30 protein-coding genes are annotated in these 22,406 nt (G+C 70.0%); 1 reads left to right on the forward strand and 29 read right to left on the reverse strand.

All coding sequences use genetic code 11. The features are described 5' to 3' along the window. Positions 1-33: 33 nt before the first annotated feature. A complete protein-coding gene (locus OG245_RS15065; RefSeq protein WP_371624034.1) occupies positions 34-1,263 on the reverse strand; it encodes a multiprotein-bridging factor 1 family protein in 1,230 nt (409 codons plus the stop codon). Between the two features lie 91 nt (positions 1,264-1,354). On the opposite strand from OG245_RS15065, the gene OG245_RS15070 reads away from it, so the two are divergent. Then, positions 1,355-1,555: a hypothetical protein gene (locus OG245_RS15070; protein WP_371624035.1), complete on the forward strand. Its 201-nt coding sequence runs from the start codon at positions 1,355-1,357 to the stop codon at positions 1,553-1,555. Positions 1,556-1,640: 85 nt separating this feature from the next. Here OG245_RS15070 and OG245_RS15075 read toward each other — a convergent pair whose 3' ends face one another. From OG245_RS15075 to OG245_RS15210, 28 genes are all read right to left on the reverse strand, one after another. Continuing rightward, complete coding sequence (locus OG245_RS15075; protein ID WP_371624036.1) at positions 1,641-2,012, reverse strand: hypothetical protein; 372 nt, start codon at positions 2,010-2,012, stop codon at positions 1,641-1,643. Then, a complete protein-coding gene (locus OG245_RS15080) occupies positions 2,002-2,445 on the reverse strand; it encodes a hypothetical protein (protein ID WP_371624037.1) in 444 nt (147 codons plus the stop codon). Before OG245_RS15080 ends, OG245_RS15075 begins: the two co-directional genes overlap by 11 nt. After that, entirely contained in the window at positions 2,442-2,663 is a 222-nt protein-coding gene (locus OG245_RS15085) for a holin (RefSeq protein WP_371624038.1), read from the reverse strand. Before OG245_RS15085 ends, OG245_RS15080 begins: the two co-directional genes overlap by 4 nt. A gap of 2 nt (positions 2,664-2,665) precedes the next feature. Continuing rightward, on the reverse strand, positions 2,666-3,391 hold the full coding sequence (locus OG245_RS15090) for an N-acetylmuramoyl-L-alanine amidase (RefSeq protein WP_371624039.1): 726 nt from the start codon (positions 3,389-3,391) through the stop codon (positions 2,666-2,668). A 63-nt stretch (positions 3,392-3,454) separates the two neighbouring features. Beyond that, positions 3,455-3,952 (reverse strand): hypothetical protein, encoded by a 498-nt coding sequence (locus tag OG245_RS15095; RefSeq protein WP_371624040.1) that lies wholly within the window; start codon positions 3,950-3,952, stop codon positions 3,455-3,457. Next, positions 3,949-4,398, reverse strand: coding sequence for a hypothetical protein (locus OG245_RS15100; protein WP_371624041.1), 450 nt, complete (start codon positions 4,396-4,398; stop codon positions 3,949-3,951). Before OG245_RS15100 ends, OG245_RS15095 begins: the two co-directional genes overlap by 4 nt. Before the next feature lie 8 nt (positions 4,399-4,406). Then, positions 4,407-6,722 carry a hypothetical protein gene (locus tag OG245_RS15105; RefSeq protein ID WP_371624042.1) on the reverse strand — a complete coding sequence of 772 codons (2,316 nt, stop codon included), beginning with the start codon at positions 6,720-6,722 and terminating at the stop codon, positions 4,407-4,409. Then, the gene (locus OG245_RS15110) at positions 6,719-9,997 is read right to left on the reverse strand and encodes a hypothetical protein (protein WP_371624043.1); all 3,279 of its coding nucleotides are present in this window, start codon (positions 9,995-9,997) and stop codon (positions 6,719-6,721) included. The genes OG245_RS15105 and OG245_RS15110 overlap by 4 nt, the downstream gene beginning before the upstream one ends. 85 nt (positions 9,998-10,082) lie before the next feature. Beyond that, entirely contained in the window at positions 10,083-10,592 is a 510-nt protein-coding gene (locus OG245_RS15115) for a hypothetical protein (protein ID WP_371624044.1), read from the reverse strand. 9 nt (positions 10,593-10,601) lie between these two features. Next, positions 10,602-11,117 carry a hypothetical protein gene (locus tag OG245_RS15120; protein WP_371624045.1) on the reverse strand — a complete coding sequence of 172 codons (516 nt, stop codon included), beginning with the start codon at positions 11,115-11,117 and terminating at the stop codon, positions 10,602-10,604. Positions 11,118-11,128: 11 nt separating this feature from the next. After that, positions 11,129-12,115, reverse strand: coding sequence for a phage tail tube protein (locus OG245_RS15125; protein WP_371624046.1), 987 nt, complete (start codon positions 12,113-12,115; stop codon positions 11,129-11,131). A 3-nt stretch (positions 12,116-12,118) separates the two neighbouring features. Further along, a complete protein-coding gene (locus OG245_RS15130; RefSeq protein ID WP_371624047.1) occupies positions 12,119-12,349 on the reverse strand; it encodes a hypothetical protein in 231 nt (76 codons plus the stop codon). 24 nt (positions 12,350-12,373) lie between these two features. Beyond that, positions 12,374-12,841 (reverse strand): hypothetical protein, encoded by a 468-nt coding sequence (locus tag OG245_RS15135; RefSeq protein WP_371624048.1) that lies wholly within the window; start codon positions 12,839-12,841, stop codon positions 12,374-12,376. After that, positions 12,841-13,386 carry a head-tail connector protein gene (locus OG245_RS15140; protein WP_371624049.1) on the reverse strand — a complete coding sequence of 182 codons (546 nt, stop codon included), beginning with the start codon at positions 13,384-13,386 and terminating at the stop codon, positions 12,841-12,843. Before OG245_RS15140 ends, OG245_RS15135 begins: the two co-directional genes overlap by 1 nt. Positions 13,387-13,396: 10 nt before the next feature. Beyond that, positions 13,397-13,621: a hypothetical protein gene (locus tag OG245_RS15145; RefSeq protein ID WP_371624050.1), complete on the reverse strand. Its 225-nt coding sequence runs from the start codon at positions 13,619-13,621 to the stop codon at positions 13,397-13,399. Between the two features lie 57 nt (positions 13,622-13,678). Then, complete coding sequence (locus OG245_RS15150) at positions 13,679-14,896, reverse strand: phage major capsid protein (protein ID WP_371624051.1); 1,218 nt, start codon at positions 14,894-14,896, stop codon at positions 13,679-13,681. A gap of 80 nt (positions 14,897-14,976) precedes the next feature. Next, positions 14,977-15,654, reverse strand: coding sequence for an HK97 family phage prohead protease (locus OG245_RS15155; RefSeq protein ID WP_371624052.1), 678 nt, complete (start codon positions 15,652-15,654; stop codon positions 14,977-14,979). Continuing rightward, positions 15,651-16,799: a phage portal protein gene (locus tag OG245_RS15160; RefSeq protein WP_371624053.1), complete on the reverse strand. Its 1,149-nt coding sequence runs from the start codon at positions 16,797-16,799 to the stop codon at positions 15,651-15,653. Before OG245_RS15160 ends, OG245_RS15155 begins: the two co-directional genes overlap by 4 nt. Positions 16,800-16,809: 10 nt before the next feature. Next, positions 16,810-18,339: a terminase gene (locus tag OG245_RS15165; protein ID WP_371624054.1), complete on the reverse strand. Its 1,530-nt coding sequence runs from the start codon at positions 18,337-18,339 to the stop codon at positions 16,810-16,812. Beyond that, a complete protein-coding gene (locus tag OG245_RS15170) occupies positions 18,272-18,556 on the reverse strand; it encodes a hypothetical protein (protein ID WP_371624055.1) in 285 nt (94 codons plus the stop codon). The genes OG245_RS15165 and OG245_RS15170 overlap by 68 nt, the downstream gene beginning before the upstream one ends. A gap of 259 nt (positions 18,557-18,815) precedes the next feature. Then, on the reverse strand, positions 18,816-19,253 hold the full coding sequence (locus OG245_RS15175; RefSeq protein ID WP_371624056.1) for an AAA family ATPase: 438 nt from the start codon (positions 19,251-19,253) through the stop codon (positions 18,816-18,818). Positions 19,254-19,364: 111 nt separating this feature from the next. Beyond that, a complete protein-coding gene (locus OG245_RS15180) occupies positions 19,365-19,637 on the reverse strand; it encodes an HNH endonuclease (RefSeq protein ID WP_371624057.1) in 273 nt (90 codons plus the stop codon). Beyond that, positions 19,627-19,899, reverse strand: a complete 273-nt coding sequence (locus tag OG245_RS15185; protein ID WP_371624058.1) for a hypothetical protein — start codon at positions 19,897-19,899, stop codon at positions 19,627-19,629. Before OG245_RS15185 ends, OG245_RS15180 begins: the two co-directional genes overlap by 11 nt. A gap of 16 nt (positions 19,900-19,915) precedes the next feature. Further along, positions 19,916-20,362 (reverse strand): hypothetical protein, encoded by a 447-nt coding sequence (locus OG245_RS15190; RefSeq protein ID WP_371624059.1) that lies wholly within the window; start codon positions 20,360-20,362, stop codon positions 19,916-19,918. Between the two features lie 58 nt (positions 20,363-20,420). Then, a complete protein-coding gene (locus OG245_RS15195) occupies positions 20,421-21,347 on the reverse strand; it encodes a collagen-like protein (RefSeq protein WP_371624060.1) in 927 nt (308 codons plus the stop codon). A gap of 2 nt (positions 21,348-21,349) precedes the next feature. Further along, on the reverse strand, positions 21,350-21,514 hold the full coding sequence (locus OG245_RS15200; protein ID WP_371624061.1) for a hypothetical protein: 165 nt from the start codon (positions 21,512-21,514) through the stop codon (positions 21,350-21,352). Positions 21,515-21,653: 139 nt separating this feature from the next. Continuing rightward, the gene (locus OG245_RS15205; protein WP_371624062.1) at positions 21,654-21,824 is read right to left on the reverse strand and encodes a hypothetical protein; all 171 of its coding nucleotides are present in this window, start codon (positions 21,822-21,824) and stop codon (positions 21,654-21,656) included. A gap of 14 nt (positions 21,825-21,838) precedes the next feature. After that, complete coding sequence (locus tag OG245_RS15210) at positions 21,839-22,300, reverse strand: DUF6221 family protein (protein WP_371624063.1); 462 nt, start codon at positions 22,298-22,300, stop codon at positions 21,839-21,841. Positions 22,301-22,406 lie beyond the last annotated feature (106 nt).

The raw sequence follows: 22,406 nt of genomic DNA on the forward strand, positions 1-22,406 counted from the left end.
GACAGATTGTCCCCCTGTCCCAGACTGTCCCCCTTACGCGGTGACGATCCCCACGTCCACGGCCAGGCGCGACGCTTCGGGGCGCAGTGCCCGCGGCGCCGACCGCCACAGGTCCGCGGCCACCGTCCGAGCTGACGGGGTGTACGCCACAGTCTCGGCGCCGATGCGGTGTGCCATCTGCATCACGTGCAGCGCCGCCGTCCGGTCGCCGCGCTGGAGATGCCCGCGCGCGACCTCCACCCACAGGCGGGCCCGGCGCTCCACAGACGGCATCGTGTCCGGGTCGATGTCGTCGGCCAAGCCGATCGCCTTCTGTGACTTCTTCAGGTCGACTTCCACGCTGACCGCGTGGAAGTCGACATTGGCCCGGCCGAACACCGTGCTCGGGTGGACGTACGCGGCCGGCAGACTCTTCGCGACCTGGTCACCCTTCTCCCAGTACCGCCACGCGTCGCCCTCCTTCCCCTCCCGGGCGACGGTGACCGCGGCGTGGAGCTGGAGCGCACCGTAGATCCCGCGCCAGTCCTCCGGCGCCCCGTCGAGGTGCGGACGGATCAGATCTGCGGCCTCCTCGACGACACGCAGCGCCTCCTCCGGGTAGGACGTCTCCCTCAAGATGTTGCCGAGGTTCCAGCTGGCTGCCGCTATGGCCGCAGGCTGGTCCGCCGCCTGAGCCGCTGAGAGCGCCCGGTCCGCTACCACCCACGCCAGCTCGGCCGGCGCCACGTACGCGGTGGCCTGCCCGGTCAGCCGGTAGACGTCCGACAGAGCGACCTGCGCCCGGCGCCGCTGCTCCCCGTCCAGAGTCCGCACGGCGTGCTCGCCGTCCCGGATCAAGTCGGGCAAGAGCGCCCCCACCTCGGTCCGATTCCGGGCCGAGGTGTGCCACAGCCGCCACGTCTGATCCACCCGCCCCTGGAGCGCAGCCGGGTCCACCGGGCCAGCCGCCGCCGGGGTGAGCGAGCGGGCCATGACCGCAGACCAGATGTCCGGCATCCCCGGGTGCGAGAGACGGCCGAGCGGGACCGCCGTTGCCGCGGCGGCCGGGGTGTCGGTGCCGGTGATGACGGACAGGTCGGCGACCTGGAGGGCCGCGGCGAGCCGAAGCAGCAGCGGGTGCGAGGTGAGGTCCCGCTCGCCGGTTTCGATCTTCTTCAGCCAGTCCGGGCCGCGCCCGCACAGCTCGGCGAGGACCGGGCGGGACATGCCGCGGCTCTCGCGCAGGGCGCGGATCCGCTCGCCGGTGGTGAGGTCTGCGTCCATCGTGGTGCCCCTCCGTCTGGCTGGTGCCGTGGCCGCCAGAGTACGGCGGGCCGGTGGCCGGCGGGAGTACGCACGGACGTACGATCCGGCCATGGCCGATATCGACATCCCTCAGCACCTCATCGACCTGGAGACCGCCGCGTGGGCGGAGCAGCAGGCGGGCGCCCTGACGCTGAAGTCCGCGGCTGCGGTGCAGGCGGCGTACCGGGAGCACGCGGCGGTCACCGACGGGGTGTCGCGGCTGGCCCTGGAGATGGCGACGAAGAAGGCCGTACGGCACCCGGAGGGGTGATCACTTTCGCGGAGCCTCGAAAGTGATGAACCCGCAGGTCAGGGCACGGTGAAAGGCCCCCACCGCCGAAGCAGTGGGGGCCGGATCACTCGATGCTGTAGGGGATCAGTTCCCGGGGGACCTCCTCGGGAACCTCGTGCGCGGCGACGAGACGGCGGTTCGCACGGCGGATGATCCGCATAGCCTGCCGCAACAGCCGCTCCAGGGTGGTGACCTCGATCTTCTTCGTCTCGACCACAGCGGTCAGATGGTCGACCTTCTGCTCCAGCACCTCGAACCGGCGCCAGATTTCCGGCGACACCTTCAGCTCCCCGCCAGCATCGTCGTCGCCATCCGCCATCGGGAGCCGCTCAACGGCCGGGCGCTCGCGCGGGGTGCTGACCCTCGCCACCAGCACCGAGCAGATACCGCCCACCACCGCGATCACCACACCGAGCACCGTGCCGTCACCGCCCACTGTGGCCCCCTCTCTCGCACGTACAGATACGCCTGCGACCCCCCGTCAGCGCAGCGATGATGACCAGTTCCAGGATGATGACCGCGTACACCGGGACCGTCGCCCACCCCGGGGAGTACCGGCCGACCACAGCCGCCACCCCGAAGGACAGCGCCCACCACGCAGGCGGGCCCGCGACCGCCGCGAACCCCCACATGTCCCGCCCGGGACGCATCACCCCGGCAATCAGGCCGAGGACACCGCAGCCGATCCACACCCCGCCCCACGCCTCAATGCACCACAGGTCGATCAGCGGCCCGGCACCCTGGCGGACGGCGGGCCGGTCGGTGAGGATCAGGCCGAGGCCGACGACGATCCACCCGGCGCCGGGCCCGGCGAGTGCGAGGCCGCGCCAGCCCAGATGCGCCCACAGGGCGGACGCGGCCCGCGTCATCCGGCCGCGCCGCGCGGGGTGTGCCGGGCGGCCCAGCCGCCGACGAACGTGACCGCCGTCGGAATCAGCGCCAGAACGAACGGGGCGAGCCCGTCCGGCATCCACTCCACCAGGCGGGCATCACCCTGCGCGACCGTGAGGATCGCGAGGAGCCCGGTCGACGCGAGGTACGCGGCGACCGACGCGGCGGTGACCTTCTTCTCCACAGGTGCAGCCATGGCTACTTCTCCTTCTCCAGCGCGGTGACGCGCTTCTCCAGAGCGGTGATCCGCTCCGTGTCCGTGGGCGGCTTCGGCGGGGCCGGCGGCTTCGGGGCGCTCGGCGGGGACCACGACGCGGCGTGCTTCAGCCGCTCGGCCACGTTCTTCCGGATCCCGTCCATCCCGCCGCTGATGCCGCGCGGGTCGATCTTCCCCGGCTGCCACTCCGCGTGGCCGATCACCGAGGTGGACCCGGCCTTGCCCCAGCCGTGCGCCCGCAGCAGCGCCGCGGACGCCCGGATGATCGCCTCACGCTGGACTGCGGGCCAGGGGTCCTTGCCGTCGCCGAGGTTCTCGCACTCGAACCCGTAGAAGCGGGCGTTGCCGTCGGTGTTCGCCTCGTTGTCGGTGGGCAGCGCCTTCTCCGCAACGACGGCCTTCAGCACGTCGTCGTCGCCCAGGCCCGCGTGGTTCGCCCGCCCGTACCCGACGAGGTGCACCGTCCCGTCCTTCGCGATGACGCCGTGGCACAGCGGGCCCGGCAGGGCGGAGTGCCCGTTGCGGCACAGGGCGACGGTGGACGCGGTGCCCTCGGTCACGGTGTGGTGGATCATCACCCCGTGGACGGGGCCCCACTTGCCCTTCGAGTTGCGGTTGTGGGTGCGCCAGCCGGTTGTCTCAACGACCTTCACGCCCTCGGCGCGCAGGGCCGCAAGGAACGCGGCGGCGGACAGCGGATCGGCCATGTGGTTCTCCAGACATGACGAAGCCCCGGGCCGGGTGGCACGGGGCAGGGAGGGTGGGGTGGGTCAGGTGGCGGTCTGGTAGGTGATCGTGGCTCGGAGCTGCACACCGGCCGCGAGGGTTTCCGGGACGGTGCCGGACATGTTCGCGCCACGGGTGTTGGTGGCGGACGCGCTGAAGGTGACGTTCGCGGACGACGAGCCGGAGCCGAGGAGCATGTGGCCGATCCAGGTGTCCGTGCCGGAGAGGCGGGCCGAGCCGAGGTACGACACAACGGTGGCAGCCGCAGGGAAGGGGAGCCCGATGAGGTACGTGCCGGTGCCGTAGGTGGTGGTGGACCCGGTGGTGAGGAGAAAGGAGACGGTGCAGGTCCGGCCGACCTTCATGTAACGGCCGGTGATCGTCCCGTTCCCGAGCGCCGGGTTGGTGCCGGACGACGTCCACGTCGGGGTGTACGAGGTCCACGCGTCCAGCACGCTATTCCACTGATCGCGGACCTCCTGATTCATGATCGCGGCAGACACCACCTCGCCGACAACCCACAGCCGGGGAGCGAACGTCACGGGGTGCTCCTCGGGTCCATGTCGACCGGCGGCGGAGGTTCCGTCACCGGCGGGTTCGGGTTGTCCGGGTCTGCGTCGTGGAACCAGTTCCGCAGGTGCGGGCGCGGCTCCAGCAGCATCTGCGCCTCCACCGCCTCCACGTCATCGGGGAAGACCAGCGACGCCCACCCGTAGCCGCACTCCGTGCACCCGTACCGCGGGTCCGCCGGGGACACAATCGCCGCCGACCCGCATACGCAGCTCGTGACCCACCGGTTCTGGTTGACCTGCGCGAAGTAGGTCTCCTCCACCGGCTCAACCGGCGGGGTGATGCGGCGCCCCATCCGGTACTCGATCCACCGGAACGCCCTCTCAGCAGCAGGCACATCGGCCCACAGATTCGCGGGCTCGGTCGGCGGCGGCAGATAGAACGCCTCCGCGCGGACGACCTTGATCACAGGTGGCACAGGCGCTCCTAGTAGGCGAGGCGGGTCGAGGACCCGAGTACGGAATACGTGGCGTCGTCCAGGACCCATACCGTGGCGGTCTCCGACCGAGACGTGTGGAACGCGAGGACGTGCTGGGCCTCGCTGATGGTCTCGGTGTAGCCCTCGGCCGTGACCAGCAGCGACGATGCAGGCGCCTGCGCAGGCAGGGACGCCACCGTCAGTGGGGTGCTGACATCCACAGCGAGCCACTGCCGGTATGCGGTGGTGCCGAGGGTGTAGACCTCCACCGTCAGCGCCCGGAGTTCGGGGCGGGGCGCGGCGTGCCGCTGGAGCATCCAGTTCGCGATGTCGGCGGTCACCAGGTCGGACGTCGCCAGCGTTTCTACGGTCCGGCCGATCGGCCCCCGGGCCGTCCGGGACGTCTCGTTGACGAGACGCTGTGTCGCCCCGCCCGGCCGGGTCACCACGACCGAGTTGACGACGGACTGGAGGTCGTAGGCCAGCTCGACGTCTCCGGGCTCAAGGTCTCCCCACGTGATCGAGAGCGCAGGCGCCGGGTTGTAGCGGACGCTGCGGCCCTGCACCCAGACGGACGGCCCATCCCGGTCGGCAAGGAGGATCCCTCCCTCGGTGGACTCCACGTCACGGAGGTGGTCCAGGGTGGTCGAGCCGAGCGCGGCCTGCTCCGCGATCCCGGTGGAGAAGATTCCGGTGCTCCGGAACCCGAGGCCCGTGTAGGACACGAGCCGCTGAACACGCGCGTCGGCGGTCTCCTCGGCGAACCCGGTCGTTCCGCAGGCGTAGTGGGCGGCCAGCGCGCCGGGAGTGGTGTCCGGATCGGCGTACAGGGCAACCGCCGAAACCGTGCCAGCCCAGAGGCCGCCCCCGAGGTGGTTAGCGCCGACGGTGACGGTTGTCAGGTCGCTCACCATCTGGATCGCGCCGAACGCGCCGACGCTGACACCGTCGACATACAGCTCCTGCGCGGCGCTGCTGTAGACCACGTGGTGCAGCACCCCGTTTGCGAGCGACGTGGCGCCCACCGTCGTGGTGACGGTCGTACCGCCCTGCCGTGACTCGACCGTCAGGTAACCGGTCCCGGCCGCCAGGTAGAAGACCAGCGCTGAGTCCAAGTCGGCCGAGGCCAGGGACAGGAATGACCGGCCCGCCGTGGTGGTGGAGAACCAGCCCTCGGCGAGCCACGGGCCGGTCACCCCGGCCTGGAAGGCGCTGCCGGCCGAACCGCGCAGGAAGCGGCCGGCGGACGCGGACGCTGGGGAGAACTGGGGGGCGCCGCTGATGCCGAGCGGCGCCGCACCCGCACCGAAGTCGAGCGCCCCGCCTGCCCCGGCCTGAGTGACCGCCAGGGTCCCGGCTCCTGCCGCCGCCTCGTCGCCGGCCGACATCGCCCCGCTGGGCTCGTCGAGCGCCCACAGGGCCTTGGGCTCCCAGAGCAGGGACTCCTGCACGAGCATGGGCCGCATCTGGTCCTCGGACCGCGACAGCACGGAGAAGATGTCGGTCGCCGTCACCGTCGATACGGCCAGCAGTCCCTCCCACTGGACCGGCCACTGGGTGACCAGCCCCCAGAACCGTGGGTGAAGCTGGGCGCCCGCAGCCGAGAACGCGGTGGCCGTCGAGCCAGCCTCAACCTGCACGGCATCCACGTAGACGAAGTCCCCGGCGGCCGGGGCCGTCGAGGGAATCACCTGGAGCGGCATCACGACCGACGTCGCCGTGAACGTGCAGGTCAGCCGGGTGTAGGCGTCGGTGACGGCCGACGCCGCCGACGTCACCCCGCCCATCCGGATGCGCGCCGGAACATCTCCGGCGGGCACCCGCACGTACACGCTGGCCGTGTACCGGCCACCCACGGTCAGCCCGTACACCATGGTCTGGAAGTACGCGCCGGCCGCGCCTGTGTCCCAGTTGACCCGGGCGGCCTTCGTCCCGGACTGGACCGGGGTACCGACGATCAGCGGGGTTGCCTGCGACCACACCCACCCGTCGAGCGACCCGTCCGGTGTCCCCTCGAAGCTCGGGGTGAGTACCAGATTGGTGGTGTACGTCGCGATACTCACCCGGATCGGGACACCGTCGATGACGTTCGGATAGTACGGCGAGCCCGTGTTCTCCGGAGTGAACCGGCCGTCCAGGTTGTCGAGCGCAAGAGACAGGGTGCCCGCCTGGGTCTGGGAGAGCTGGCTCTGCGCACCACGGGTGATGGTGATCTTCCGGGTCTGGATCTCCGTGTACTGGGTGATGTCGGTCCAGGACCCCCCGCTGAAGACGGCGTCCGCCAGCGTGTCGCCGAACGCGACTTCCACGACAACGCGTGTCATGCGCTCACCCCCAGTCTCACGGGCTGCCCGGTGGCCATGGCGTAGTCGGCCAGAACCTTCTGAATCTGCTTCGCCGTAGCGAGCGGATCCGTCACCAGCCCGGAGAACGTCACGTTCAAGTTGATGACGCCACCCCCCGCCCCAACCCCGGCGAACGCGGGCCGGCCGATGACCGGCCGCGCCGCACCCACCCGGTCCGTGACTGCAGCGACCGCCTGGTCCAGGACCGGCATCCGGTCCCGCATCCCCACCGCCAGGCCCTCGGTGGTGTACCGGCCGAGCTGCGCCATGACGGTCGACGGCGACTTGATCCCGAGCGCTTTACGGATCGCCTTGTCCATCGCTTTGGCGATGGACAGCATCTGGGCCTCGATTGCCTTCTGCTGGCTGTCGAGCCCCTTCAGGTAGCCCTTCCCGGCGTTCTTCCCGGAGTCGTACATCACGTCGGCCCCGGTCAGCCCGAGCTTCTCGGCCTCCTTGTTGATCTGCGTCTGGGCGCTGTTGATCGCCTTCAGAGTCCCGGCATCCGACCCCGCCAGCGCGGACGCATAGGCGTAGCCCTGGTCCGGACCCATCTCCAACACCTGCCGCAGAAGGCTCTTGTTGAGCCCACGCTTCGCCAGGGTCTTGATGTAGCTGGTGAAGGTCTTCATCTTCGCCAGCTTGGCCTGAAGCCCCGCCTTGATCGTCCCCGCCGACACGTCCTCCTGCTCGATCCCGAGCTGCCCCAGCGACGCATCCTGACGGGCCCCAGACGTGATGCCCTTCGCGAAGTCCTTCGCCGCCTTGATCCGGGCCGCGAGCGCATCCCGCTGGCTCGCCAGCGCCTGGAGCTTCTTCGTGTCCCGAGTGACCATCGCGACGAGCCTGGAGTCCTTCGTGGACTTCGTGCCCTTCCACGCCGCCCAGATATCCCGGACCAGATCCTGCGCGGTCGCCTTGATCTTGGCCTTCTCGCCGGTCAGCCCGAGGATCAGGCCGCGCCCGACGTCCTTCATCAGGGCGCGCATCTTCTTCGACGGCGACGCGATCTCCAGCTCAGCACGCACACCGGACGTCACCGCCGCCGCCATCACCCGCGCCGACCCGTCGACCTCGGCCGCCGCCCCGCGCAGCCCCGCCGACAGACCGCGGCCCGCCTCAGCACCCGCGCCCGCCAGCCCTCCGCTCCCCCCGCTGGAGATGCCCGACGATGCGGCCCGCAGGTTCAGCGTGCCGTCGTTGACCGCCCGCATGAAGGACAGGCCGTACTTGTCCACGGACTTGGCCTGCATCATGAACTCGCCGTTGCTGGCCTTGATGTCGATGCTGTCCGACGTGCTGGTGCCTGGCCCCTTGATCGGCCCGCCGCCCGCGTACTTTAGCTGTGAGCCGTGCGACCCGGACGTGCGGGCCTGGCCGCCCACCACCACATGGCGGGTGGTCACCGTGACCGTCTTGTCATGCAGCGACGACAGCGTCGCCCGAGCAGACGCGATCTTCCGCTGGAGGTCGGAGATCTCCGCCCTCACCTTGGCCTGCTTGTCCGGCGGGAGGGACTTCAGCTTGGCCTTGGCCGTCTCAATCTGCGACGTCCAGTTGCTGATGTTCATCTTCAGCTTGCCCTGCTCCAGCTTCGGCAGGGCGCCCGCAGCGAACTCGCGGGTCTTCGCCTCAGCGGACTTCAACCCGCTGATGTACGAGTCCTTGAAGCTGGAGAACGACCGGTCCGCCTTCTTCAGCTTGTCGCCGATGCCGGGGATCCAGCCGAACGTCTTGGCTGCCCCGTGCAGCACCCCGCCCATGGCGGTGACCATGCCGCCGGTGACCATCCGGAAGATGCCCAGCGCGGCAGGCATGTGCTCGATGACCGCACCCGCGACCGTGATCATGGCGGTCCCGGCCTGCCGGGCGAACTCCTGGATGGCCCCCTTGTTGTCCCTGATCGTGTTCGACAGGCGCTGAAGCGGGCCGACCGCCTTGTCGACCTCGCCGAACGCGGGCATGAAGCTGCCGAAGATCGCTGACGCGGTGTCGCGGACCGTGGGTGCCAGGATCGACAGGATGCTCGTCACGGACTTCACGCCGAACGAGAGATCTTTGAAGACCGGGGACAGCCACTTGATCGCGAACCCGAGCCCGTCCATCAGGGCCGACGTCGCCTTGCCGCTGAACTGGAGCAGCTCACCGAACAGCGGGCCGAACGCCCGGCCCGCCTCGCCGCCGAGCCGGCCGAGTGCTGGCAGGAGCCTGTTGACCGCGCCGAACAGCCCGTCGAGGAGCTTCGCGCTCCCGCCGATCCCGGGCTCCAGCCCCTTGAACATCCCGGCCAGCCCGCCGCCGCCCTTGCCGAGCAGACCGGAGAGGCCGGTGCCGAAGCTGCGAAGGGTCGGCCCGGACTTCGCCCCGAAGTCGAGGAGGCTCCGACCCAGCGAGCCGAGCCCGCCGGTCATCTCCCCGACAAAGCTACGGCCCAGGTCGAGGTTGGTCTTCAAGTCCCGCTGGAACCCGCCCGACCTGAACAGTCTGCCCGCGCCGGCCGCGGCGTCACCGAAGCCCTTGCCGAGGCCGGTCATGCCCTTGCCGACGATGTCGATGACGGGCCGCGCTTCCTTCAGGGCCTTCGTGAACCCGGGCAGCATCGCCTTCTGGATCTGCTTGCCGAAGTCGGAGAACTCGCCCTTTACCGACACCAGTTCCTTGGTGAAGGTCCGGGCCTCGGGGGACAGCTTCTTCAGCGCTTTGGCGTACTTCTCCTTGTCCTCCCCGGCCAGGGCCGCCGCCTCACCGACACCCGCGAACCCCAGCGTCAGGGTGCCCAGGGCGAGCCCGGCCCCGGCCGCCATCGGCACCACCGCGCCCAGCGCAGGGAGAAGCGACAGGCCCAGCGCCGCACCGACCCCGCCCATCACCGGGCCGAGCTTGCTGCCGGACTTGGCGAGATCCTCGGCCCCGCCTGATGCATCACTCAGCGACGGAACCAGGCGCCGCAGAGCGCCAGTCAGACCGCCCGTTGCTGCCCCCGTCGACACGAAGCGCCCGTTCAGGTCCCGCAGCCGGCCGTTCGCGTCGGTCGTGTACTGGGTGACCGCCGTCCCGTTCCGCTGGAGCAGACGGGACAACGCGTTCCCGTCGGCGGTCGCGGACTGGGTGAGGCGGGTGAAGCTTGTCGACATGTTCGTCGTCGCCGCGGACACCCGGCGGTGCAGCCGGTTCGCGTTGTCCCCGACCCGGTCCAGGACGCGGGACAGCCCGTCACGGCCGTCGAGGACGAAGTTCAGGCGGGTGCTGGCCACTACTCACCTCCGTGGGTCTGCGCCGCGGCGATGGCGGCCTGGTGCCGGTCGATCCAGCCGGTGAGCAGGTGGAAGTCGTCAATCGTCAGCCGGTCGACGTCGTCGGGGGTGTAGCCGAAGTGGTGGGCGAAGAGTCCGAGATACTCATCCCGGGTGTCTCGGAACCACTGAGGCTCTGCTCTTTTGGGCCGGGCGCCTGCGCCTCGGTCTGCTCCTTGATCGCCGCGTCGGCGATGGCCGGGTCGTCGGCTGCCTCGCGCAGCTCCTCCCACGCGCCAGCCAGCTCGGCCGGGTCCTGGCCGTACCGCGTGAACATCTCTGCGGCGTAGCGGTGGGTCTCCTTCGCGTCGAGCTTCACCTGCACCTCGTCCTCGAACGGGTCGAAGGCGCTGAGCCGCAGGGTGGGGTTCTGCCGCTTCTTGATGACCCAGGCCAGTACGCGGATGGCGGTGATGTCCCCGTCGACCAGGCCGCCCTTGAGCAGCGCCCAGGGGCGGTCCGAGTTCGACTCGGCGATCTGGATCTCGCTCGCGCGCAGGCGCCCCGCGTCGAGGCGCTCGGGCTCGCCGCCGTCCGGGGTGTGGATGATGATCAACGGGGTCTCCTATTCGAGTTGGTGGCGCACGTCCTCGAGGACGCGCGCTACCTCGGACTGCATGCGGGGGGTGTGCTGACGGACCGTGCGGTCCCACCACAGGGCCGGGGTGCGCTGGTTCGTCCACCGGCTGCGGTTGCCGAACACCGGGTGCCTCAAGCGGCCGTCGTTCAGCTGGTAGAGCACGCCGACGGAGATGTCCCGGGGCAGACGGCCCTTGTCGACGTAGATCCGGGCCCCGGGGTTACTGCCGGTGCGGACGCTGATCCGGACCGCCTCGGCGAGCGTGGCCCGGAACGGGCGGGACGTCGGCGACGGGCCGCCTCGGCTCCCCGCGCGCCGGCCATCCGCGGCCAGGCGCAGGTTGCGGATGACGTCCTGCATATCGCGGTGCAGCGGCTCAGCAGCCCGCCGTACACGCCGGGCCATGTTCCGCTGGATCGGGGCACCGGACACCGCGCGAAGCCGACGAGAGAGGTCCAGCAGTTGCCCGGTGCCCGTGATCTGTACCGAGGAAATAGCCATCAGGCCACCTCCTACAGCGCGGTGTCCGTGGACATGTACTCGATGGACGTCGGGTTGGTGCCGTCGTACAGGCCGGTGAAGGCATAGGTCGGCTTGATGACGTCGAAGCCGTCGATGACCGGCGGCGCGTCATCGATCCGGATCGCGGGGACCTTGACCGTGAACCGCTCGTAGTGCGTTGCCGCGATCAGCGGGCCAGTGAAGTCCCAGACGAGACTGGTCGCGGCGTCGCTGGTGTGCAGGTCGTCGAGAGTGGTGGCGACGTAGTCCGTCTCGATGCTCCCGGTGATCTTCACCTGGTCGTTCGAGATGGGCTCCTTCTTGAGACCGCTCTGCCCGGCGTAGAAGCGCTCGACGGCCATCGGCCGCTCGATCTTCACGGACATCTTGCGGATGCCGTCGAGCGCCGTCTCGGACGAGTAGGTCCCGGTCTTCACCGACATCTGCGTGAAGTTGAACGGGCTCATGGCCGGGTACGTCGCGACCGCCAGGGTCTGCGTCTCGTCGCAGTCCTTCGCGTCGATCTCGAACGTCGCCAGCAGCATCCCGCCGACCTCGCACGAGAACTCAGCGCTGATGACCTTGCACCCGAGGAACGTCTTGTCGGTGACCGTGCCCGTGGTCAGCGGCACGCCCTTCTGGATCGTCAACGACTTCCCTGCGGTGTCCGCGAGGATGTGCGTCTGGAGATATGCCGCCGTGGCCGCCTGCTGCACCGGGGTCACCGTCGTACCCATCAGCGTTTGCAGCAAGGTCCCCATGGCCTTGTTGGTGACCTCCATCTCCAGGCTGCCGGACGCCTGCCGCTGCGTCACCACCCGACGGGACGACAGCGCCACCAGGCGGCCCGACGCAATGCCCGCCGACTGGGCCGTCGTCTTCTTGAGCTGAAGGCTCTCCTTCGTCGGCTCGATGAACTTCGCCGGCGCGACGAACGTGCCGTAGCTGCTCTCGGCCGCGATACCGATCTGGCCGCCGAGCCCTGAACCGATCGCCATGGGTCAGCCCTCCTTCGAGCCGGACGCGGCCTTGACCGCAGGGGTGGACTTCTTCAGCGGGGCCAAGGCCGTCTCGTCCCTCGGCTCCTCGATGCCCTCCCACGTCGCGGGCTGGCACACGTAGCCCTCAAACCGCTGGTCGGGCACCTCGACGATCTCGTCGGGCTGTACCTCGCGGCTGCCGAGCTCCGGCACGGTGACCGGCTCGGCGCCGATGTAGCGCACTCGCGCCATGGCTGTCCTCCTGGTTGGTGATGATCAGATGCGGGCGCGGTACGCCACGGTGAAGCCGAGCCCGGCGTAGGCCCCGTTTTCGGTCTGCGCCTCGACCAGGGACCCGCCGGTCACCTCGGACCACAGCACCGTCCCGTTGAGCGTCGGGGCCTCAGGGGCAGCGTCGGAACCGCGCAGCGCGTTCTCGACCTCGGCCAGCAGCCCGAAGACCTGGTTGCGGCGGAGCCGCATGTCCTTGTCGCCGCCACGGGCCTCGGCGTAGCAGGAGATCACCGCGTCTTCGTCGCGCCGCCGCGCGCCCGCGTTGGCGAAGGCCTGCTGAAGCTCGGCCGCCTGGTCGGAGCCCGGCGAGTAGCCGATGTAGATGCGGAGCCGCTCGGTGAAGTTCACGCCCGGTGGCCCGTCGATGACCCGGGCCTCGGCCAGCCCGGGGGCCGCGCCGAGGATGTTTAGCAGCGCGTCGATCGCGGCCGGTGCCGCTGACGTCGCCATCACGCCACCCCCGGCGGCAGCTTGTACGGCTCCAGCAGCTCCAGCACCCGGTTGGGGATGGCGTACCCGAAGCCCGGGATGGGCTCCGTCACGCTGTAGTCGTCGGCCCCGCCACCGCCCCGCGCGGCCCCGTACTGCGTGCGCCACAGGTGTTGGAGCAGCAGCAGTGCAGCCAGCCGGATGGTGGGCGGAACCTCAGTACCGCGGCCCGCCGTGTACGTCACCGTCCACCGGGTCCTGGCGAACGTGCCGCCCTTGCGCCACACCATGCCCGCCGGTCCGTCCAGCACCAGCGTGCTGATGTCGAGGGCCGGGCCGCCCAGTAGCGGCGCGATGGACACCAGCGCGACCGCGGGAATGTGGGTGAGGCACATGCTGTCGCCGCGGCCCTCGATGTTCTCGGACACCTCCCGCGTCACCACCGGCCCCACATACCGCTCGATCGGCGCCGTGATCCCGTCGATGAACCGCTGAAGCTCCTGGTCGTCCGTGGTCGTCTCGATGTCCAACTGGGCCTTGGCCTCAGCCAGCGTCAGCAGTGCCACACCCACCCCTCTACTTCGTCGGCTTCGCCGCGGGCTTCCGGCCGGACGGGGTCGACGTCTCGGCCGGCGGGGCCGTGGCCTCTTCGACCTCCGGCTCGTCGTCCGGTTCCCCGGCGAGGCCTGCGGCGATGAGCTGCTTCGCCTCGTCGTCGGGCAGGTTCACGGTCCCGCCCTTCTCCGGCCACGGCTCGCCGTTGCGGGTCCCGGACACGGTCACCTTCATGCGCACCCGCATGGGTGCCTCCCTTCACAGAACGGAGGCGGGGCGGCGGGTTGCCGCCCCGCCGGCGGGTCAGCTCGCGCCACCCGCGAAGACCTTGACCGCACCGGTCTGGTCGACCAGCAGGCCGTCGGCCCGGATGATCGCCCGGTAGGTGACGAGGTCGGTGTTGAACGCGTAGTCGTCGGACCGCTCGAACCGGACCCCGCCCGCCATGCGGACGTAGTACTGGGAGAAGTCACCGAACCCGACCGACTTGGCGGACAGGCCGACCGCGGCGACGTTCGGGTCGGTGTGGACCGGCTTGCCCAGCAGCTGGTCCGGGGTGCCGACCTGGATGGACGGCTGCCACAGGTACTGGCCCTGCTGGTCCTTGAGCTTCCGGGCCGCCCCGAGGGTGGCGTCGCGCATCAGCCAGCCGCAGCTGGAGCTGTTCCGGTACGGGGAGATCACCGAGTAGTACAGGTCGATGAGGTCGTCCGCCGTGAACGCGCCCGCGACGCTGGTGGCGCCGGTCTTGCCGGTCGTCGCGGTCACCATGACGCCGGTCGGCTTGCTCGATCCGTCGCCGGTGATGGCGTGCGTGCCGAACGCGTTGCCGAGCGCCCGCCCGGACTGCATGGACAGGAACCCCTGGAGGTCGACGCCGGTGTCGGCCAGCAGCTCGCTGCTGATCTGGAGCAGTACGCCGTACTTGTACGCGCCCAGGGACCGCTTTGCGAACGCCGGGTCAGACTCCGTCAGGGCAGTCGCCTCAGCCGTCAGCGCCGCGCTGGAGAACGCGGTGGTGACGGGCATCTCGATCGTCTCGCCCGATGCCGTGTTCAGGACCGTCGGGCCGGCCGACATGATGCCGGACACCTCGATGAGGTGCGCCATCAGCTGCCCGTAGAACGTGGTCGGAACCGTGTTGCCACCGGCAGTCGCCGTGCCCTTGGTCAGGTCACGGAACGCGACCCCCTCGGGCGCGGCCACGTCGAAGCCGCGCATCTCGCCGCGGGCCCACCGGCGCAACTCCGAGTCTCCCTCGGCGCTTTTGCGCTCCTGGGTCTCCGGCTTCGCGAGGAGCGACCGGAACGCCTCGTCGGCGTCCTTGGTCCGCTGCTCGGCGTCCAGAAGCGACTTGACCCGGAGGTCGATCTGGTCGATCTCGTTGTTGAGCCGCTGCCACGTCTGCTCCTCTTCGCCCGCGAGGTCCTCCTTCCGGGCTTCGGCTGCGTCGAGCAGCTCCTTCGCCTGCTCCCACAGGGCGTTGCGGCGCTCGTGAATCTGCTTGATGAACTGGGACATGTGCCCTCCTTGGGCATGACGACGACGCCCTGCGGCCGGACGGCCGGGGCGATGGGTGGTGAGGTGGGTGTCGCCCTGCCTCAGAAAGTGCGGCGCCGGTACAGCTCGGCGCGCCGCTGCCGCAACGCCAGCGGCGGGTGGGTGTCGCCCTGCCCGCCCTCCGGCGCAAGATCGATGTGGGTGCGCTTCGGCACCAGGAACGTCTTCAGGTCGCCCGCCTCGGCCGCGGCCCGCACCTCGTCCAGCCCGGCACCCGCCTTCTCGGCAAGCGACCGCAGGCCCGTGGAAGTGTCGAGGTAGGCGGGGTCGTTGACCGGGGCCACGTCGACCAGCTGGCCGACGAGGAGCGTCCGCACGGGGAACCCGTCCTCGGTCATCGCCCAGTCGTCATCCAGCGTCCGGAACGCGAACGACGACTCTGCGACGTCACCGCGCTGCACCAGCTCGTACACGTCCGCCCGCGCGGCCGGCACGTCGACCGCATAGTCGAGGCCCGTGCCGTCCGTGGACAGCCGCAGCGTCCCTGACCGGGACGTGCCCAGCAGCATGTTGTTGTCGTGGTTGTAGCGGGCCATCACCCGCGGCCACCCGTCGCCCTGCGACTTGGCGAAGAACCCCGGGTCGATCCGCTCCACGAACCCGCCCAGGTTCCGCGACAGCGCGTTGAACTTCGCCGCGTACCCGCCGATCGTCCTTGTCTCCCCGGCAGCCCGGACCTCAACGAGGCCTCGGGTGAACCGGCGCTCGGCCTCGTTCACTTCTTCTCGCTCTCGTTGGACGCCACCCCGGTGAGCGGCGCGTAGTCAGCGCCCAGGCCGTTCGGCAAGGGCTCCAGCTCTTCGAGGAGCCGCAGCTCGTCGATGCTGTTCAGCCCGATCACGCGGGCAATCCGGTGCGTCTGGTACCGGGTCAGCGTGTCCGTGCGGAGCATCGCGTCCACGTTGAACCGCACGTCCTCCGCCGGAGGCCGCAGCAGCGACAGCGCCTCTTCCAAGCGGGCCAGCCACGGACGCAGCGTCCACGTCAGCAGGTCGATGCTGTTCTGCTCGACCGTGGCGTAGGTGAGGCTGCTCCCGGTCTCGCCGCCAACCTTCTCCGGCGGAACCCCGTAGATCGCCGCGATCTGATTGGCCGACGCCTTGATGGTCTCCAGGAACTGCGACTCGTTCGCCGGGACGCTGATCGGCCGGTACTTCGTGCCGAGCCCCAAGGCGACGATGTCGCGCCCCTGCGCGGCCTCCTTGAACCGGGCCTTCAAGATCCCCGCGTTCTCCTTCGAGACCTCCTTGTCGGTCTCCAGGACAGCCGCCGGGGTCGACCCGTTCGCGAACCAGTCCCGCCCGAACTCCTGAGCCAGCAGCCCCGTGTCCGTCGTCGTCGCGAAGTACGCGATCGGCGACAACCCCAGAATCTGACCAGGCAGGGTGTACGCCGGGATGTGGAACATCTGGCCCGGTTCCATCCGCCGGCCCTTGTAGAACCACACCGGCGTCGCAGCCAGGTTGTCCTCCAGGTGCACGTCATCCGGGTGCAACCACTCCACCTGAGACGGCCAGCCGGCCGCGTCGTGCGCCACGACGAACCCGTAGGCGTTGCCCCGCAGCGTCAGCGACGTCATGCACCGATGCAGCCAGTCGTACCGCGTGCCGACCGCTGCAGGCCGGGTGAAGACCGGCGGGGACACCATCGGCCGCCGGGCCGTGCCCTCCCCGATATACGACTTCAGCGGCATCGACGCCACCGAGTCCGACAGCAGTCGCGTAGCCGCGTACACCGGGGCCAGGCGCAACGCCCGCTCCTGCCCCCGGCCCGCCAACTGCAGAGCGTCCCCGCCGGATCCCCACACGTCCTGGTACGTAATCGCTCGCGCCGCCGCGCGGCGGAAGGGCCACCACCAGCTCATCGGAACCCCTTCACCACACGTTGTCCACTACGTCACCGGACTCGACCTCGACACCGAGGCCCCAGCGGGCGTTCGTCGCCGCCACCAGCGGGCTGATGTCGACGCCGACGCCGCGCCGGGCCCACGCCCACGCCTCGCCCAACGGGCGTTTCTGCGCGCCCGCCAGGGCCGTTGCGAGGAGCGGCTGATCAATGTGCGACAGGCTCTGGTCAGCGACCGCGTTGAAGAACTGGCCGGCCGCCTGGGCGATCTCACGCATCTTCGGCGACACGACCGTGATCCCCAGCTCCTCCTCCAGCTCCTTGATGAGCGCCCCCGCCGGGCCCCCGGCGTCGACCACCCAGCACCGCGGCTTGTGCTCCTCCTGCATCCGCTTCGCCTTCGCCACCACCCAGCTCATGCCGGGCTGGTGGTGAGCGATCTCGATGTGCGTACCGCCCCGCCACCGCCCGGCCACCGCGATAGCAGCGTGCGACTGTTCGGGCGTCGCGTCGATCGCGAACACGACCTCGCCCTCCGGCGCCGACTCAGCCGCCGCCAGAGACCGCCACGCGTCCTCCCCGATGACCTGCCAGGTGTCGGCCTCATCGGACGGATACTCGCCCACGCCGAGGCGCTCACGGGCGTACAGGTGGTCGCCCATCGTCAGCCTCCGCTGCATGCTCTTCTCGACCTGGAGCCGGTAGCCGACCCCCGGGTTCGCGCGCAGCAGCGACTGCACCGAGTCGATGTCGTCGTGCTCCGTGCACCCGGACATGCACTCGGCCCGGTGCTGGTTGATGGACCACTCCATGTAGGCGAGCACCGGGTCGGGCACTCCGCTCTCCAGGGAGGTCAGGCACCGCTTGCGCAGCCGGGCCATCTGCTGGGAGAGGTGGCCGATGCCAGCGCTTCCCAGGTACCAGAGCTGGCTGTTCTCGACCGCGTCCGCAGTCGGCGCCAGCGCGGACATGGCGTCGTCGCCGAGGATCATGCACTCGTCGAAGATCACGCAGTCGGCCGTGAAGCCTCGCCCGGAGCCCCGAGAGCGGGCGATGTACTTCAGCTCCCGGCCGTCGTGCAGCTCGATACCCTCGCGCCCCACCGTCTTGTGGAACTGCTTGACGCGTTTCAGCAGGTCAGGGCACCCCTCGATGAGGCGCTCGATGCGCTTCATCGTGTTGTGCGTCGTCTTGAACTCGTGAGCGGACAGCAGGATTTGCTTCTCGCCGCCGATGAACAGGCCCCACAGAACCCGGGCTTCGATCACCGCACCCTTGCCGTTCTGCCTCGGCACGTTCACGCACACCTCGGGCGCGGCCCAGTTGCCGTCTGCCCGTTCACTCATGCCCTTGTCGAGGACGAACCGCTGCCACGAATCCAGCTTCAGTCCGGCCCGCGCCGCCAGGTCGACGGCCTCCTGCCCGGCGGAGGACAGGGTGACGCCGGGCAGGGTGAGCAGACGAGGCCGCTGGCTGCCGAAGAGCGGACCGTCAGTCGCTGCCGGTGGCTCGGCTCTGGGCTTCGGCTCGGCGCTTGTCTCGCTGGCGAGCGATGTCATCGACGCTGTCCCCCTCCGATTTGACGGGCGCGAGCACGCGCAGCCGGGCCATGATCGTTGCGAGCTTGTCCGCGACGACCGCCTGTGATGTCGGAGAGTCACCAGATTCGAGCGCGTCGAGCGTCTCGGCGAGCTTCACCGCGACGGCCGCCATGCCGGGAGAGATGCTGGTCACGGCCAGGTTGTCAAGCTCCGCACGAACTTCGTCCGCGATCATGAACGGCCCCCATCACCCAGCGTCACGTAGCAGAGAGTGACCGTCCACTAATTACTCGGTTTCGGATTCCGGGTGATTAGCGGCCCGAAAAATGGCCGCGCAAAAAACCGGGCGACAAGGGCTTTGTGGTCGCCCGCCTCTGACCTCAAAGAATGGCCGTGCTCGCCCTCTTCGATCTTGATCGGGCTCATGATCGGCCCGGCCGGAGCGGCTCGCGGCGGGCGGTCACACCCTGCTACTCACCCGTGGTGACGTGGGGTTACCACCGTCGGGTGGCCTGGGGCATCGCGCTGCGTGACTGGCCTCGGTGGGCTCGGTACCACTTGGTGGCGACGGCCTTCATGCCGGGCTGGCGCATGTCGGCGATGCGCTGCATGACGATGTCCCGCCCGGGATCGACCACTATGACCTTGGCCTTGAGCCGCTTGTACTCGGCGCGCTGCCGTGCGGAGGGGAGGGTCTGGATGAGGTAGACGTCGGTGGTGTCGAGGTGCTGCGTGGCCTCGCGGATCGCGGCGAAGCGGGCGCGGTGCACGACCTTGAGCAGGACGTCGGGGTGGTCGTGGTGGTCAGCACCGGGGCCGGCCATCGCGAGGGCCATGAGGTCCATGTCGATGACGATGTCGGCGGCCTTGGCGTGGCCCTGGATCCAGCTGGACTTCCCTGCGCCGGGCGGTCCGGTGACGACGTACAGCACGGCATCACCTCTGGCGGTATCGGCGGTCCAGTCGGGAGGCCATGGCGATGAGTACGAGCGTGCACACGATGCCGACGATGAATCCGAGGGCGAAGGTGTTCGGGTCCATGGTCACCATCTCCGTGTGGTCTTGAGGGGCTGGGGGCCGATCCTGTTCCCGCGCTGGGAGTTACAGCGGCGGTGCATGGCCCGTGCGTTGGCCGGGTCGAGGAGGTTCCCGCCGCGCGAGAGGGGCACCACGTGGTCGAGGGTGAAGGACAGCGGGTGCCGGGCGTTGAGGCCGGGGTCGATGTTGTGGCCGCAGCGGGCGCACGGGTCACCCTGGGCTTTCAGGGCGGCGACGAGGCGGCGGTAGGGGCGCCCGTTACGCGGGTTACCGGCCACCGCGCTGCGTCCGCATGGCGCGCTGGATCTGCTCCCCGACGGAGACAGCTGACTCGGGCGGGACGGAGACGACCACCTGCACCTCCTGCTCGTCTGTGCGGATGGTGGCCAGGTCGACCTCCCCGGGCACGGCGATGACGGCCTTGAGGCTGAGCATCTGCTTGAGCGCGTCGGCCTGCTGGGCGCTGAGCGTGGGCGCGTGGCCGATGACGAGGATGTCGCCGGGCTCCACGATGAGGAGGCGGTTCTCAGGCAGCGGCACGGCGACATCCTTCGAGTCAGGGCGCCGGGGTGGCGCCTTCGTTCGTGAGGTCGTTGGTGACGTCCTCAATGGCCTGGTCGAGTTCTTCGTCGCTGAGGTCGCCGCAGACGTCTACGCCGCTGGCCGCGTCGATGTCCTCGGAGCTGAGGAGTTCGGTCTCGATCCAGGCCCGGCACTCGGCCGAGGGTTGGCCGGCGGTGTCGTTGAGAGTGTCGTCGACCGTCCTGCCGATCTGGTCGCCGGTGAGCTCACCGGCGATGCGCTGGAGCGTCTCGTCGTCGACTCCGTCGCATTCTGTGGGCCGGTCGCCCTCCGCGGCCTCGTCGCCGTCGGCCATGGCCTGGCCGAGCTGCTTGGCCATGGCGGTCTTGCACGCGGCGGTGTCGGGCTTCGGGTCGCTGCTGCACCCGGTGAGGGCGAGCAGGACGACTGCGGTGGTGGTGAGGGCGGTTCGGGTGCGCATGGTCCCCCCAGGGATGTGCGTGGTGTGGGGGACATCATCGGGCACCGTGGGCCGGGTGTCAGGCGGTTCGGGTGACGCGGAGCCAGGACCCTGTGCGGAGGATGGTGGGGGTGGCGCTGGCGACGTTCTGCGCCCACTGCACCGCGATCACGCCGGTGGTCCCGGCGGTGATGGTGCCGAGTGGGGCGACGATGAGGCCGGCCGCGGTGATGCCGACGCCGATGGAGGCACCGGGCGCGTACCGGGTGAGGCGGATCGACCCGGTGCCGTCGCTGACTCCGAGGGTCACGGCTCCGGGGGTCCAGTAGCCGGTGGAGCCGGGTGGGGCGGCGATGGTGAGTAGGAGGTCGGCGGCGGGGTCTCCGTCGACGGCGAGCATGGCGTCGACCGCGTACCGGCCGCCTGCGGTGACGCTCACGCTCAGGTGGTCGTCGTCCTGGAGGACGGTGGATGCGGGGAGGGGCTCGTCGACCGGCTTGTCTACATGGCGGGTGACGCCGACCTGGTCGCCGGTGGGGGGTACGCCTGCGGGGCCGGTGGCTCCGGTGGCCCCTGCTGGCCCTTGGGCTCCTGTCGCCCCGGGGGCTCCGGTGGGGCCTTGTGGTCCTGTGGGCCCGGGGGTGAGGACGTAGTCGCCGGTGTAGGGCTCGGTGGGGGCGAGTGCGGCGAGGTCGACGGTGGGCCCGAGGGCGGTGGTGAGGAGGACGGGGTAGTCGCGTCCGGGTGCGTCGTCTGGGCGTTCCTGGACGAGGTGTGTGTAGCCGGTGGGGTCGTAGCCTGCCGCGTCGGCGACGAGGACGGTGATCGTCAGTTCCCCGTCGATCCAGCGGGCTTCGGCGTCGCCTTGGGCGATGTGGCCGGTGGCCGGGTTGGTGACGAGGGTGGGTGCGGGGCGGAGGGTGACGCGGCCGCGCATGGGGCCGCCGTCGGGGTGGGTGCGGCTGTCGGTGATGGTGATGCGTTCGACACCGTCGGGGAGGGCCATGGTCACCTCCGCCGGTCGTGGCAGCGCTTGTTGCCGCAGTCGATCAGGTCCGGGTCGGCGTATGTGTCGGTGAAGCTGACGTTGGGGTCGGCCTGGAGCTTGGTGACTGCGTCGGGGTCGATACCCAGCTCGGCTTCCAGCTCAGCGATGCGTCGAGGTGAGGCCACGTCATGGAAGGGGCAGCGGCGAAACATCACGCCTCCCCGGGTACGGCGAAGCCCCCGGGGCCGGTGGCCGCTGCGGGGGCTTGAGGGTGTCCGGACACGCTGGACGTGCCCCGAGTGTTACACCCTGCGTGATGGCTGGTCAAGCTGCCTTGACCGGCGCCGGGGTGGGGAGTTCGTCGAGGTTGATGAGGGCGCGCCCGGCGCGGTCGTGGCCGTGGTGGGTGATCTTGCCTCGGTGGAGCCAGACGCGGAGGGTGCCGGGGCGGATGCCGGTGGCTGCGTGGGCGGCGTAGAGGTCGACGAGGGTCATGGGCCCAGTGTGGGCTACGGCCGCCACTCGTCCTTGTAGTTGGGGTGGTCGGCGTGCGACAAGGCATGAGCCCGGAGGACGAAGCACGGGCGCTCAGCGTCTGCGGTGTGCTCCGGCTCCCAGTGCGCCCAGGGCTTCCCATCGACTACGGACTTGTCGCCGCTGCCGCTGAGGCTGATGCACTCGTGGCCTCGCCCGTGCGCGTCCACGATCATCCGCTTGGCCTCGACGTCGCGGAGGACGCGGGCCGGGTCGTGGCGGGCGATGTGCTGCCCTACACCGTCGGCGTCGGCGTTCTCCGGGGTGACGACTACGACGCCGTCGTCGAGGTGGTCCGCCACGATGTACCGCTCGTAGGAGCCCTGGGGCGGGCGCGCGGTCCAGTGGGCGCTGTCCCACTCGTCCCACGTGGCCGCTCGGGCCGCCTGCTCGTCTTCGTCGAGGCGGTTGCGGAGGAACTGCACGAGGTCGTCCATGGGGTCATCCTCTCGTGGCGACGCCCCCGCCGGTACGGGTCGGCGGGGGCGTCTGGCCGGGAGCTCTCCGGCGTGCAGGGTCAGGCTACTGCGGGGGTGTGACAGT

Origin of the sequence: Streptomyces sp. NBC_01116, assembly GCF_041435495.1 — a bacterium.
Classification (GTDB): domain Bacteria; phylum Actinomycetota; class Actinomycetes; order Streptomycetales; family Streptomycetaceae; genus Streptomyces.

Coding starts and splice junctions, on each gene's coding strand:
- OG245_RS15065 (WP_371624034.1), bottom strand. CDS start 1,263: ATGGACGCAGACCTCACCACCGGCGAGCGGATCCGCGCCCTGCGCGAG.
- OG245_RS15070 (WP_371624035.1), top strand. CDS start 1,355: ATGGCCGATATCGACATCCCTCAGCACCTCATCGACCTGGAGACCGCC.
- OG245_RS15080 (WP_371624037.1), bottom strand. CDS start 2,445: ATGACGCGGGCCGCGTCCGCCCTGTGGGCGCATCTGGGCTGGCGCGGC.
- OG245_RS15085 (WP_371624038.1), bottom strand. CDS start 2,663: ATGGCTGCACCTGTGGAGAAGAAGGTCACCGCCGCGTCGGTCGCCGCG.
- OG245_RS15090 (WP_371624039.1), bottom strand. CDS start 3,391: ATGGCCGATCCGCTGTCCGCCGCCGCGTTCCTTGCGGCCCTGCGCGCC.
- OG245_RS15105 (WP_371624042.1), bottom strand. CDS start 6,722: ATGACACGCGTTGTCGTGGAAGTCGCGTTCGGCGACACGCTGGCGGAC.
- OG245_RS15120 (WP_371624045.1), bottom strand. CDS start 11,117: ATGGCTATTTCCTCGGTACAGATCACGGGCACCGGGCAACTGCTGGAC.
- OG245_RS15125 (WP_371624046.1), bottom strand. CDS start 12,115: ATGGCGATCGGTTCAGGGCTCGGCGGCCAGATCGGTATCGCGGCCGAG.
- OG245_RS15130 (WP_371624047.1), bottom strand. CDS start 12,349: ATGGCGCGAGTGCGCTACATCGGCGCCGAGCCGGTCACCGTGCCGGAG.
- OG245_RS15135 (WP_371624048.1), bottom strand. CDS start 12,841: ATGGCGACGTCAGCGGCACCGGCCGCGATCGACGCGCTGCTAAACATC.
- OG245_RS15145 (WP_371624050.1), bottom strand. CDS start 13,621: ATGCGGGTGCGCATGAAGGTGACCGTGTCCGGGACCCGCAACGGCGAG.
- OG245_RS15150 (WP_371624051.1), bottom strand. CDS start 14,896: ATGTCCCAGTTCATCAAGCAGATTCACGAGCGCCGCAACGCCCTGTGG.
- OG245_RS15160 (WP_371624053.1), bottom strand. CDS start 16,799: ATGAGCTGGTGGTGGCCCTTCCGCCGCGCGGCGGCGCGAGCGATTACG.
- OG245_RS15165 (WP_371624054.1), bottom strand. CDS start 18,339: ATGACATCGCTCGCCAGCGAGACAAGCGCCGAGCCGAAGCCCAGAGCC.
- OG245_RS15170 (WP_371624055.1), bottom strand. CDS start 18,556: ATGATCGCGGACGAAGTTCGTGCGGAGCTTGACAACCTGGCCGTGACC.
- OG245_RS15190 (WP_371624059.1), bottom strand. CDS start 20,362: ATGCGCACCCGAACCGCCCTCACCACCACCGCAGTCGTCCTGCTCGCC.
- OG245_RS15195 (WP_371624060.1), bottom strand. CDS start 21,347: ATGGCCCTCCCCGACGGTGTCGAACGCATCACCATCACCGACAGCCGC.
- OG245_RS15205 (WP_371624062.1), bottom strand. CDS start 21,824: ATGACCCTCGTCGACCTCTACGCCGCCCACGCAGCCACCGGCATCCGC.
- OG245_RS15210 (WP_371624063.1), bottom strand. CDS start 22,300: ATGGACGACCTCGTGCAGTTCCTCCGCAACCGCCTCGACGAAGACGAG.